General features: G+C 68.2%; 13 protein-coding genes. 8 read left to right on the top strand and 5 right to left on the bottom strand.

All coding sequences use genetic code 11. The annotated features are described in order from the left end of the window. The first annotated feature begins 10 nt into the window (after window positions 1-10). The 8 genes from GJV26_RS10750 (at window position 11) to GJV26_RS10715 (ending at window position 5,748) form a co-directional block, all read left to right on the top strand. A complete protein-coding gene (locus GJV26_RS10750; protein WP_155708811.1) occupies window positions 11-244 on the top strand; it encodes a 4Fe-4S dicluster domain-containing protein in 234 nt (77 codons plus the stop codon). 41 nt (window positions 245-285) lie between these two features. Beyond that, window positions 286-1,683, top strand: coding sequence for an ABC transporter substrate-binding protein (locus tag GJV26_RS10745; protein WP_155708810.1), 1,398 nt, complete (start codon window positions 286-288; stop codon window positions 1,681-1,683). Window positions 1,684-1,699: 16 nt separating this feature from the next. Continuing rightward, a complete protein-coding gene (locus tag GJV26_RS10740) occupies window positions 1,700-2,497 on the top strand; it encodes an ABC transporter permease (RefSeq protein ID WP_155708809.1) in 798 nt (265 codons plus the stop codon). Next, window positions 2,494-3,378 (top strand): ABC transporter ATP-binding protein, encoded by an 885-nt coding sequence (locus tag GJV26_RS10735; RefSeq protein ID WP_155708808.1) that lies wholly within the window; start codon window positions 2,494-2,496, stop codon window positions 3,376-3,378. Before GJV26_RS10740 ends, GJV26_RS10735 begins: the two co-directional genes overlap by 4 nt. 12 nt (window positions 3,379-3,390) lie before the next feature. Further along, a complete protein-coding gene (locus GJV26_RS10730; protein WP_189441798.1) occupies window positions 3,391-4,347 on the top strand; it encodes a HEAT repeat domain-containing protein in 957 nt (318 codons plus the stop codon). Next, window positions 4,344-4,634 (top strand): DUF971 domain-containing protein, encoded by a 291-nt coding sequence (locus GJV26_RS10725; RefSeq protein WP_155708807.1) that lies wholly within the window; start codon window positions 4,344-4,346, stop codon window positions 4,632-4,634. The genes GJV26_RS10730 and GJV26_RS10725 overlap by 4 nt, the downstream gene beginning before the upstream one ends. 114 nt (window positions 4,635-4,748) lie before the next feature. Next, on the top strand, window positions 4,749-5,528 hold the full coding sequence (locus GJV26_RS10720) for a class II aldolase/adducin family protein (protein WP_155708806.1): 780 nt from the start codon (window positions 4,749-4,751) through the stop codon (window positions 5,526-5,528). Between the two features lie 34 nt (window positions 5,529-5,562). Continuing rightward, complete coding sequence (locus GJV26_RS10715; protein ID WP_155708805.1) at window positions 5,563-5,748, top strand: 4-oxalocrotonate tautomerase; 186 nt, start codon at window positions 5,563-5,565, stop codon at window positions 5,746-5,748. Between the two features lie 26 nt (window positions 5,749-5,774). Here GJV26_RS10715 and GJV26_RS10710 read toward each other — a convergent pair whose 3' ends face one another. From GJV26_RS10710 to betC, 5 genes are all read right to left on the bottom strand, one after another. Further along, window positions 5,775-6,617: an ABC transporter permease gene (locus GJV26_RS10710; RefSeq protein ID WP_155712385.1), complete on the bottom strand. Its 843-nt coding sequence runs from the start codon at window positions 6,615-6,617 to the stop codon at window positions 5,775-5,777. Next, complete coding sequence (locus GJV26_RS10705; RefSeq protein ID WP_155708804.1) at window positions 6,607-7,596, bottom strand: ATP-binding cassette domain-containing protein; 990 nt, start codon at window positions 7,594-7,596, stop codon at window positions 6,607-6,609. Before GJV26_RS10705 ends, GJV26_RS10710 begins: the two co-directional genes overlap by 11 nt. A gap of 18 nt (window positions 7,597-7,614) precedes the next feature. Further along, the gene (locus GJV26_RS10700) at window positions 7,615-9,855 is read right to left on the bottom strand and encodes a TonB-dependent receptor (RefSeq protein ID WP_155708803.1); all 2,241 of its coding nucleotides are present in this window, start codon (window positions 9,853-9,855) and stop codon (window positions 7,615-7,617) included. A gap of 62 nt (window positions 9,856-9,917) precedes the next feature. Then, entirely contained in the window at window positions 9,918-10,859 is a 942-nt protein-coding gene (locus GJV26_RS10695; protein ID WP_155708802.1) for a glycine betaine ABC transporter substrate-binding protein, read from the bottom strand. Then, window positions 10,856-12,382: a choline-sulfatase gene (gene betC, locus GJV26_RS10690; RefSeq protein ID WP_155708801.1), complete on the bottom strand. Its 1,527-nt coding sequence runs from the start codon at window positions 12,380-12,382 to the stop codon at window positions 10,856-10,858. The genes GJV26_RS10695 and betC overlap by 4 nt, the downstream gene beginning before the upstream one ends. Between the last annotated feature and the right edge of the window lie 48 nt (window positions 12,383-12,430).

The raw sequence follows: 12,430 nt of genomic DNA, 5'->3' as shown, positions 1-12,430 counted from the left end.
AGGAGAAGCAATGCCCACCACGATCAACATCACCAGCGTGCCCGTCACCGTCGACGAGGACCTGTGCATCGCCCACAAGGGCTGCACCGTCTGCGTGGACGTGTGCCCGCTCGACGTCCTCGCCATCGACCTGGTGAAGGGCAAGGCCTACATGAAGTTCGACGAATGCTGGTACTGCATGCCCTGCGAGAAGGATTGCCCTACGGGCGCCGTGCATGTCGATATCCCTTATCTGTTGCGCTGACTGTTGCGTTGACTCTTGCAGCAATCATTGGAGAATAAAAAATGAAATTGTCCAGACACCTGATCGGTCTTTCGTTATTGCTTGCCTTCGGTACCACCAACGCCGAGACGATCCGCGTCGCCATCGGCACGCAGGACACCACGATCAACTGCGCCACCGGCGGCCTGCTGATCCGCGAACTGAACCTGCTCGACAAGTACCTGCCGAAGGACGGCAAGTACAAGGATGCGAAATACGACATCGTGTGGAAGAACTTCACGTCCGGCGCGCCGCTGACGAACGAGATGGTTGCCGGCAAGCTCGATATCGGCTCGATGGCCGACTTCCCCGGTTCGTTCAACGGCGCGGCGCACCAGAAAGCCGGCAAGAAGAGCATCTTCATCACCGTGCTGTCCGGCAGCACGCTGGGCTCGGGCAACGGCATCGTCGTGCCGAAAGGCTCGAACGTGCAGTCACTGGCGGAGCTGAAGGGCAAGACCATCTCGGTGCCCTTCGCCTCGACGGCGCACGGCATGCTGCTGCGCGCCGTGAAGGCGCAGGGCTGGGATCCCGAGAAGGATGTGAACATCACCACGCAGGCGCCGGAAATCGCCGGCTCCGCGCTGCAGAGCAACAAGATCGAGGCGCACGCCGATTTCGTGCCGTTCGCCGAACTGTTTCCGCATCGCGGCTACGCCCGCAAGATCTTCGACGGCTCGCAGGCCAGGGCGCCGACCCTGCACGGCAGCCTGGTGGATTCGGCCTATGCGAAAAAATACCCGGAGATCGTGGTTGCCTACCTGCGCGCCGCGCTCGAGGCGGACCGCCTGATCGCCGCCGAGCCGGAAAAATACAGCGAGCTGATCGCCAAGGTCACCGGCATCGAGGCGGAAGTGAATTACCTGTTCCACGGCCCGGTCGGCCTGCAGACGCGCGATTTCAGCTGGAAGCCGGAATACCGCCAGGCGGTGGCCACGTCGATCGAGACGCTGCGCCTGCTCAAGCGCACCGAAAGCGACATCGACGTCAACAGCTTCATCGACGACTCGTACCTGCGCACGGCGTTCAAGCAGTCGAACCTGGACTACGAGAAGGCGTTGAAGAACTACGCCAAGCTGCCCTTGAATGCCAGGGATGCCGCCACCGGCAAGCCGATCGCCGATTTCAGGCGGCTCACGCAGATCTGGGTGCAGGGCGAACCGCTGGTGCGCCACTACACGGATGCGGGCACGGCCTTCGCCGAGCTGCGCAAGCTGGAACAGGGCGGCAAGAAGGTGCGCACCGTGTACGTGCATGACCAGGAGTCCGGCCTGAAGCTGCTGGCGGCCGATGCGTTCTTCGTCGTCAAGGGCAAGGAGGTGGGCGCGTTCCTGCTGAAGGCCGATGCCGATGCCTGGGCGAAGAAGAACGGTGGCCAGGTGGTCGGCTACGACCGGCTGAAGGCCGGCACCGCGATCTGATCCGGAAGGAGCCGCCATGAGCCTGCCCGATTCCCGCACGCTGCGCCGTGCCCTCGTCGGCCTGCTGTCGCTGGCCGCATGCGTGGCCGCCTGGCAGTGGGCCGCCTCGAAGCAGGTCGATCTCGGCCTGGTCACATTCCAGAACGTGCCCGCGCCCGTGCAGGTGGTGGAAGCGGCCCGGGAGCTGGTCGAATCGCCGAAGCTGTCGCAGCACCTGTCGGCCAGCGTGTACCGCGTATTCGCCGGGTTTGCCGGCGCCGCCGTGGCCGGCATCGTGCTGGGCCTCGTCATCGGGCGCTCGCGCTGGGTGGAGGAGGTGCTGATGCCGCCGCTGGAGGTGCTGCGGCCGATTCCCGCGGTGGCGTGGATTCCGCTGGCGATCCTGATGTTCCCGTCGTCCGAGGCGTCGATGGTGTTCATCACCTTCATCGGCGCGCTGTTCCCGATCCTGCTGAACACGATCCACGGCGTGGAAGCCGTGGACGGGCGGCTGGTCGCATCGGCCCGCAGCCTCGGGGCGGGGCGCTGGAGCATCTTCGCCGAAGTGATCCTGCCGGCCGCCGCGCCCAGCATCGTCACGGGCCTGGCGATCGGCATGGGCACCGCCTGGTTCTGCCTGGTGACGGCGGAGATGATCTCCGGCCAGTTCGGCATCGGCTACTACACGTGGGCGTCGTACACGATCCAGAACTATCCCGAGATCGTGGTGGGCATGCTGTTCATCGGCGCCATCGGCATGGGCAGCAGCGTGCTGGTGAAAAGGATCGGCAACCTGTTCCTGCCGTGGTACCTGATGACAAGGACGAAATCATGAACCGCGAATCAATCGCTGAACTTTCCGCAATCGAAGAGCGCGCCGTGCAAGACGGCGCGCCCGGCGGCATCGACATCGAACACCTGACGATCCGGCTCGGGCAGGGCAGGCAGGCCTTCGACGCGGTGCAGGATGTGTCGCTGCACATCCGCCCCGGCGAATTCGTCTGCGTGCTGGGGCCGTCCGGCTGCGGCAAGTCCACCTTGCTGGGCGGCCTGGCCGGGCACTGGCAGCCCGGCAGCGGCACCATCCGCGTCGATGGCGAGACCGTGGCCGGGCCGCACCCGGACCGCGGCCTGGTGTTCCAGCACCACACGCTGTTCCCGTGGAAGAAGGTGCTCGACAACGTGGCGTTCGGGCTGAAGATGCAGGGCGTCAATCGTGCCGAGCGGCACCGGCGCGCCCGCGACATGCTGGAGCTGGTCGGCCTGGAAGGGTTCGAGGACCGTTACCCGGTGCAGCTCTCCGGCGGCATGCAGCAGCGCGTGGAAATCGCCCGCGTGCTGATCAACGGCCCGCGCGTGATGCTGATGGACGAACCGTTCGGCGCGCTCGACGCCCAGACGCGCCTGAAAATGCAGGAACTGCTGCTGGCCGTGTGGACCCGTGTAAAAACGACCATCGTGTTCATCACGCACGATATCGACGAGGCGCTGTTCCTGGCCGACCGCATCGTGGTGATGAGCCCCCGGCCCGGCCGCATCGTCGAGGAGATCCGCCTCGATTTCCCCCGCCCGCGCGACGCGGCGCTGGTGACCTCGCCCCAATTTACCGCCTACAAGCGCCATTGCCTGGCCTTGCTGCACCCGCACGCGAACATCGTGCCACTCGATCGGCTGAGCCCCCTCGGCCCCGGCGGCACCGCATCCAACCATGCATAAGGAAACAAACAAGTGACCGATTACGACGACCCCGAACTGGCCGAGATCGCCGACAGGCTGCGCGCGCCGGATGCCACCGTGCGCCGCATCGCCGTGCTGGCGCTGGCCGACTTCGATGGCGACGAACATTTGCCGCTGCTGGTCGGTGCCTTGGGCGACGCATCGGCCGACGTGCGCGCCGAGGCCGCGCAGGCGCTGGAAGCGTTCGAAACGCCGGAGAGCGTGGCCGGCGTGGCGCGGCTGCTGGCCGATGACGACGAAGACGTGCGCGCCGCCGCCGCGCAAAGCCTGGCGCAACTGAAGCTGGCCTCGTCGGCCATCGCGCTGCTGCCGTACCTCGCCAGCGATGACGCTTTTGTACGCGCCGCCGCGCTGCGCGCCGTGCGGGAACTGCGGGCCCCGGAGACGGCGGCCCCGGCACTGGCGGCACTGGGCGATGCGGATCCGCTGGTGCGGCGCGAAGCCGTCTCCGTGCTGGGCTGGCTCAAGCATGCCGAAGCGCTGCCGGCGCTGACCACGCTGGCTACCGGTGATCCGCATGCCGACGTGCGCCGCGCCGCCGTGGGCGCACTGGGGAGCGCCACGGACGATGCCGTGCTGCCGGCATTGCTGTCCGCACTGCGGGATGGGGCCTGGCAGGTGCGCGAGGAAGCGGCGGCCACGCTGGGCAAGCTGCGCCTGCAAGGCGCCGCCGCCGCCCTGATCGCCGCGCTGGACGATCCCTACTGGCAGGTGCGCCTGCGCGCCGCGCGCAGCCTGGGCCGGCTGCGCAGTGCCGACGCGCTGCCGGCGCTGATCGCCGCGCTCACGCACACGATCAGCAACCTGCGCAAGGAAGCCGCGCTGGCGCTGGGCGAAATCGCGTCGCCGCTGGCGTTGCCGGCGCTGCGCGAGGCCGCCAACGATCCCGACCCGGAAGTGCGCAAGTCGGCTCGGCTGGCCTTGCAGCAGACGGAGGCGGCGGCATGAACCCGGAACACATCGAGAATCGCGCCCGCGCCGGCATCCTCGCCGTGCGCTGGGAGAACGGCAGCGCGCACGAATTCACGCACGCCGCGTTGCGCGCCGCCTGCCCGTGCTCGGCATGCCGCGCCGTGCGGCGTGCCGGCGGCACCGTCGAGGCATCGCCCGCCGTACGGCTGGCCGCCATCGAACCGGCCGGCGCCAATGCCCTCAACCTGGCGTTCACGGATGGCCACGCCCGCGGCATCTATCCGTTCGCGCTGCTGGCGGAGCTGGCGGCGGTCCACTGCTGAGCTCGTGTCATGGTGCCTGGCCCCCTGACACGGGCCGATCCATGTGCCGGATGGTAGTTTCTCTCGTGCGCCCCGGTATATGACAACGGCCGCGATGCCTGCTACGCTGGCGCCATGGACAGATTATCGACACCCGGCCAGGCGGCGCTCGGCCACCGCGGCATCGCTTCCGCCGCCGAATGGCAAACCCGCGTGGACCTCGCCGCCTGCTACCGCCTGTGCGCCCTGTACGGCTGGGACGACGGCATCTATACCCATATTTCCGCCGCCGTGCCCGGCGAACCGGGCCATTACCTGATCAACCCGTTCGGCATGCGCTTCGATGAAGTCAGGGCGTCGAGCCTGGTCAAGGTCGACGGCGGCGGCGCTATCGTCGGCCCGCCGCAATACACGGTGAACCGGTCGGGCTTCCGGCTGCACGCGGCCGTGCATGCGGCGCGCCCGGATGCCGCCTGCGTCATGCACCTGCATAACGTTGCCGGCATCGCCGTGGGCATGCAGGAAACGGGGCTGCTGCCGCTGTCGCCGTACGCGCTGCGCTTCCACGGCGAGCTGGCCTTTCACGACTACGAAGGCATCGAGATGACGCCGGACGAGCAGGCGCGCCTGGTGCGCAACCTGGGCGCCCGCCATGCCATGCTGCTGCGTAACCACGGCAGCATGACGGTGGGCCGCACCATCGCCGAGGCGTTCGTGCTGATGGAAACCCTGGACCGCGCCTGCGAGGTGCAATTGCGCGCGCAGGCGGCCATGGTGCCGCTGCGCCAGCCTTCGGCGGCCATGTGCGAAAAGGCCCATGCGCAGCTGGTGGGCGACGGTTCGCCCGAAGGCGCGCTCGAATGGCCGTCGCTGCTGCGCCGCCTGGATGCCGCCAGCCCGCAATACCGTACCTGAACCCCTTGTCATCCCCCAGCGAAAAGGAATCCCCATGCCGACCATTAACGTGCAACTGTTCGAAGGCCGTACCCCGGAAGAAAAACGCGCTTTTGTAAAAGCCGTCACGGAAGCCACCGTCAGGACGCTGGGCGCCACGCCGGAATCGGTCGACATCCTGATCCACGAAGTCAGGCGCGAGCACTGGGCCACCGGCGGCAAGCTGTGGTCGGACGAGTAGGCCCGCCCCACGTCGCCGGCGCTCCTTCAATGCGCGGCTGATCCGCTGCGCCGGGCGCCGAAGCTCTGGGTGAGCCGGTCCAGCACGATCGCCAGCAGCACCACGCACAGGCCGCTCTCGAAGCCGAGCCCCACGTCGAGCTGCTGGATGCTGCTGAGCACCTCGCCGCCCAGCCCGCCGGCGCCGACCATCGACGTCACGATCACCATCGACAGCGCCATCATGATCGTCTGGTTGATGCCGCCCATCACGGCCGGCAGCGCCAAGGGCAGCTGCACCTTGAACAGCAGTTGCCAGGGGCTGGCGCCGAACGCCTGGCCGGCTTCGAGCTGCTCGCGGTCCACGGCCAGGATGCCCATCGTGGTCAGGCGCACCGCCGGCGGCATCGCGAACACCACGGTGGCCAGCACGCCGGGCACGCGGCCCAGGCCGAACAGCATCACGGCCGGGATCAGGTAGACGAACGCCGGCATCGTCTGCATGAAGTCCAGCACCGGCCGCAATGCCGCGTTCACGCCGCGATGCCGCGCCGCCAGGATGCCGAGCGGCACGCCCAGCAGCAGGCTGATGGCGGTGGCCGCCAGGGTCAGGCCCAGCGTGGCCATCGTCTGCGGCCAGTAACCCAGCGCTACGATCAGGCCCAGCGCCAGCACGGCCAGCACCGCGAATCCCGACGACACGCGGCGCCATGCCGCCACGGCCGCCAGCGCGATCACCAGCCACGCGGGCAGCGCCTGCAGCGCCGCCTCGACCGAACCGGTGAAGAACTCGATGCCCCGGCCGATCACGTCGAACAGCGCGCCGTTGTGGTCGACGAGCCAGCGCACGCCATCGTTGATGTAACTGCCCAATCCGAGCTTATCCTGCATGGCCATCCCTGGTCCTGGCCAGCACGCGCAGCGCGCTGGCGGTGGTGATGGCGCCGAGGGCGATGCCGCTGGCGTCGCGCACCGTCAGCGGGACCGACGATTGCGTCAGCCGCGCCATCAGCTCGCCCAGTTCGGTGTCGGCTGCCACGCCGGCATCCTCGGCGAACGAGCCGGCCACCGGGTCGATCAGGTCGGCCGCGCGCAGGTGCCGCGCCGGGTCCACGCCGCGGAAGAAGGCCCGCACGTGGTCGGTGGCCGGGCGGACCATCAGGTCGCGCGGCGTGCCGTGCTGCAGCAGCCTGCCCTCATGGAGCAGGGCGATCGAATCGCCCAGGTGCAGCGCTTCGTCGACGTCGTGCGACACGAACACGATCGTGCGGCGCTTTTGCTCCTGCAGGTCCAGCAGCAGGTCCTGCATGCCGCGGCGGGTCAGCGGGTCCAGCGCCGAAAAGGCTTCATCCATCAGCAGCAGCGACGGGTCCACGGCCAGCGCCCGGGCCAGGCCCACGCGCTGGCGCATGCCGCCGGAGAGCTGGTGCGGGAACTGGTTCGCATTGCCGGCCAGGCCCACCTGCTCCAGCACCGCGGCGGCGTGGCGGTGCCGCTCCGCTTTCGGCACGCCGGCGATTTCGAGGCCGAAGGCCGCGTTGTCGATCACGCTACGGTGCGGGAACAGCGCGAACGACTGGAACACCATCGCCATCGTGCCGCGCCGCAGGTACTGCAGCTTGCGTTCCGACAGCGTGGCGAGGTCGTGGCCATCGACGACGACTTCGCCCGAGGTCGACGGCACCAGCCCGTTCATCAGCCGCAGCAGCGTCGACTTGCCGCAGCCGGAAAGGCCCATCAGCACGCAGATTTCGCCGTCGGCGACATCGAGCGAGACATCGTCCAGCGCGGCGGCGCGGCCGCCGGCCGGCGCATCGGGGGCCGGCGGGTAGATCTTCGTTACATGGCGCAGTGCGACCTTGGCAGTCATGACGTTTCTCCCGGTGAATTACAGTTTGCCGCTCAGCGACAGGAATGCCGCGCGCGGCGCGCCCGCCAGCATCGTTGCGAACGTGCCGGACGGATCGGAACTGGCGAAGCCGTTGGTGCCGATCGTGGCGAAGTACTTCCTGTCGAACAGGTTCGTTACGTTCAGCTGGATCGCCGCATCCCTGAACGGGCCGGCCACGCCGAGCTTGTAGCCGGCCGACGCATTGGCGATCCAGTACGACGGCACCGGACTGTCGTTCAGGTACGTGTAATAGCGCTTGCCCGTGTACTTGCCGTCGACGCGGGCGAACCAGCCGGCCTGCTCGAACGACAGCTCGGTGTTGAACAGCACGCGCGGCGCATCGACCACGCGCCTGCCGTTGACGTCGATCGCGGCCGTGCCCTCGTAGTACAGCGGCGCATCCTTGTACTCGGAACGGTTGTACGTGAACGAGTTGAACCATTTCCATTGCGGCGCCAGTTTCCAGTCCACCGCCGCTTCCAGGCCGCGGGTCTCCACCTTGCCCACGTTGGTCAGCGTGGTGGGGCAGCCGACGATGCCGGTGCAGGTGGCCACGTTCAGCTGCCGGTCCTCGAACTCGGCCGCGTAGAGGGCGACGGAGCCCTGCACATTGCCGTTCTTCGCGCGCACGCCCAGGTCCACCGTCGTGGAGGTTTCCGGCTTCAGCGTCCGCTTCGACAGGTCGAATGCCGCCTGCGTCTGCGAGAACGGGCCGTCGGCGCCGGCGGTGTGGGCATGCAGGTTCTTCGACCACGACGTGAACAGCTCCGCCTGCGGCGTCACCGCGAACGTCAGGCCGGCCTGCGGCAGGAATTTCTTCGATGCTTCCAGCGTGCCGGCGGCGCGGCCGCCGATGTCGTTGTCACCGTCGATGGTTGCCCTGGTGCTCTTGAAGCCGAAGTTCAGCTTCAGGCGCTCCTGCAGGGCCGCCACGCTGTCCTGCACGTAGAACTGGCGCGTCTTCGTCGTGAAACGCTGGGCGATCACGGTGGAGAACGGGTTGTCGAGGAAGTGCGACGTGTCTTCCGGGCCGGACACGGCGTGGAACGCGCGCGACCACGAGTGCGTGCTGCGCTCGCCCCAGGCGCCGGCCGTGACCGTGTGGTTGCCGATTTCCCACGTCAGGTCGCTGACGACGCCCACGCGCTCGATGCCGTATTCCTGCGCGCGCACCGAGATCGGCACCGTGGCGGATGACGGGGTGTACGGCGTGTACCAGTGGCTCTCGCCGCGGTTGCGGTGGCCGTACACGGTGGTATCGAGGCGCACGCCGTCGGCCGGTTTCAGTTCCAGCTTCGCGCCCGTCAGCCAGTCGTGACGGATGCCGCGGCCCAGGTAGTAGGCATCGTCCAGGTTGGTCACGCCGCCGGTGTAGTTGCCGTTGGCGGCGTCGACGGCGCGGTGCCAGTCCGGCGCGTAGTTGTCCCAGCCGTAGCCGAGGCGGCGCACGGAATCGAACGACAGGTCCTGGTAATCGGTCTCGGTGCGCTCGGAATAGTTGAAGAAGGCGCTCGCCACATGCCGGCCCAGTTCCTGCTCCACCTTCGCGTTGAACTGGTCCTGGTCCTGGCCGCCATCGCCCTTCCACTTGTCGGCGCGCTGGCGCGTGGCGGACAGGTAGGCTTTCGTGCCGGTCGACAGCAGGCCGGTGTCGTACCGCACGAAGGTGCGCGACGTGCGTTCGGTGCCGAAGGTTTGCGCCAGCTGCACGCCGGCGGCATCTTGCGGGCCGCGCGTGGTGAACGCCACCGCGCCGCCCAGGTTGCTGGTCGACGCCGTGGCCAGGGCGCCGGCACCCTGCGAGACCGTCACGCTGCCGATGTTTTCCGACGAGACGGCGCGGCTGATGTGCAGGCCGTTGTGGTTACGGTAGCTCATGTCGCCCAGCGGAATGCCGTCCAGCGTGAAGCCCAGCTGGTTCTGCGCGAAACCCCGGATGGAAATATGCGTCGACCATTCGTAGGCGCCGAACGGGTCGGCCGACTGGAACGACACGCCGGGCAGCTTTTCCAGCGTTTTCAGGGGGCTGGTGCCGGGCGTGGCCTGCTGCAGGTCCTTGCGCGTGATGTTCTGCACCTGGCGCACCTGGCCCTGCACAAACACGGTTTCGATCGGCGGCTCGGTGCGGAAGGCCGGCTCGGGTGCCGGCTCGGGCGCGGCGAAGGCGGCGCCGGCACATGCCTGCAGCACCAGCAGGGTCAGGGGTTTCAGGCGGGGCGTTCTGGACGGGGCGGACATCGTTGGACTCTTGTGGTTGTTGTGAATGAGGGCGGTCGACCCTGGAAGGCCTGACCGGAAAATCAGGGGTTCGCCAGGCGGGCCAGCACGGCGGCCTTCGCATCGGTGCCCGCCAGCGTCGTCACGCCCGCCAGCCAGCGCTCCAGCAGCGCCGGCTGCGCTTTCAGCTGGCGCAGGGCGGAGGCGCGGGCGGTATCCTTTTTCGCCGTCACGTCGGCGATGATCGCGTGCTCCAGCGGCGCCGTGAATTCGATCTGCGCGAACAGCCTTGACGCGTTCGGGCACGCGGCGCGGTAGCCCTTGCGCGTGACGGTGTGCACGCTGGCCGGGCCGAAATCGGCGGCTCCGCCGTCCAGGTAGACGAGCTTGAACGTGTTGTTCATCTGGTGCGGCTCCCATGCGAGGAACACGATCCAGTCGTTGCTCCGGGCGGCGCGCGCCACCTGGCTCAGCATCCCTTGCTCGCTCGATTCGACGAGCGTCCAGCCCTCCAGGCCGTGGCTTTTCGCGGCCAGCAGCTTCTTGATCACCGCGTTGGCCGGCGCGCCGGATTCGATGCCGTAGATCCTGCGCTGGAACCTGTCGGCATGCTTCGCCAGGTCGGCGAACGTGCGCACGCCGGCGCGGGCCACGTGCTCCGGCACCGCCAGCGTGAATTTCGCCTGCGGCAGGTTGGCGCGAACCTGCTCCACCGCGCCGCTTTTCAGCAGCGGCTCGACCAGCGTGCGCTGGGCCGGCATCCAGTTGCCCAGGAAGACGTCGACCTGGTTCTTCTGCAGCCCGGCATACGTGATCGGCACCGACAGTGGCAGCACCTTCTGCTCATAGCCCAGCGATTCAAGCACGATGCCGGCCAGCGCATTGGTGGCGGCGATATCCGTCCAGCCCGGATCGGCCATTTTCACCACGCGGCACGATGGTGCATCAACGGCAGGGGCGCCGGCGGCATGGACGGTGGCGGTAGCGGCACAGGCCAGCGTGGCGATCATCAGGAAGCGCTTCATGGTTTTTCTCCGTGGATGGACGGGAAACGCGCCCGCGCCTCCAGCGAATCGAGGTCGAGGTGGCGGCGGATGTACTTGCGGCTGGCATCGCGTGGCGGTTCGTAATCCCAGGCGTGGTGGACGCCCAGCGCATTGGCCGCGCCGATCAGCCGCCGGCGGCGCTGGCTGGCCAGCACGCGGCGGTGCAGGGCCGGCAGGTCCCAGCGGCGCGCCGCGTCGGCGCGCAGGCTTTCCAGCGCACCGGCGTGGCGGCCGGGGGCGGGCGCCAGGTTGCGCAGTTCATCCGGGTCGTCGGCGAGGTGGTACAGCTGATCCGGGTCGGACGGCGAATGCACGAACTTCCAGGGGCCGCGGCGCAGCATCACGATCGGTGCCAGTGCGCCTTCGGCCGTGTATTCGGCCGCCGCTTCGTCGTGGCCGCCGCGGCCTTCCAGGTGCGGCAGCAGGCTGCGGCCGGCCGTTTCCAGCGGCGGCCCGGCCCGCGCCAGGTCGAGCAGCGTCGGCAGCAGGTCGACGTGGGAGACGGATTCGCCCACGCGCCGCGCCGCGAAGCGCGGTGGCGCGTGCACGATCAGCGGCACCCGCGCGGATGGCTCGAAGAACGTCATCTTGTACCAGAGGTTGCGCTCGCCCAGCATGTCGCCATGGTCGGAGGTGAAGACGACGATCGTGTCGTCCGCCCGGCCGGTTTCTTCCAGCGTGCGCAGCAGCTTGCCGACCTGTTCGTCGACATACGAGATGGCACCGTAGTAGGCGCGGCGCGCGGCGCGCGCCTGCCCGGCGTCGACCGGTACGCGGTCGATGTCGATCACCGCGCGCAGGCGGCGCGAGTGGGCGTCTTCGTCCGCCGGGGTGGCCGGCACGCGCGGCGGGTCGATCTCGTCGTCGCAATACAGGTCCCAGTAGTCACGCGAGATGGCATACGGATCGTGCGGGTGCGTCAGCGAGACGGTCAGGCAGAACGGGCGCTGGTCGGCATCGCGCGCCAGGTCGAACAGTTTCTGGCGCGTGGCGTACACCACCTCGTCGTCGAAGTCGAGCTGGTTGGTGCGCACGCACGGGCCGGCGTCGGCCACCGAACCCATGTTGTGGTACCAGTCGGGCCGCACGCCGGGCTGTTCCCAGTCCGGCGTCCAAGTGAAGTCGGCCGGGTAGATGTCGGTGGTCAGGCGTTCCTCGAAGCCGTGCAGCTGGTCGGCGCCGATGAAGTGCATCTTGCCGGCCAGGATCGTGCGGTAGCCGGCCCGGCGCAAGTAGTGGCCGAAGGTCACCGCTTCGGACGACAGCGCGGCGGCGTTGTCGTAGCCGCCGTGGCTCGAAGGCAGCTGGCCCGTCATCAGCGAATAGCGCGACGGCGCGCACAGCGGCGAGTTGCAGTACGCGGAATCGAACACCACGCCTTGTGCGGCGAGGCGGTCGAGGTGGGGCGTGCGCGTGACCCGGTTGCCGTAGGCGGCCAGCGCGCGGGGCGTCAGCTGGTCGGCGATCACGATCAGGATATTCGGTTGGCGTGGTGCGTTCATGGGCGGATTCTGCACCGCGCATGCCGAATGGAAAACGTATTAATTCAT

The organism is Pseudoduganella dura (genome assembly GCF_009727155.1).
Lineage (GTDB): Bacteria > Pseudomonadota > Gammaproteobacteria > Burkholderiales > Burkholderiaceae_D > Rugamonas > Rugamonas dura.
This window is presented reverse-complemented; position numbering and strand designations above follow the sequence as displayed.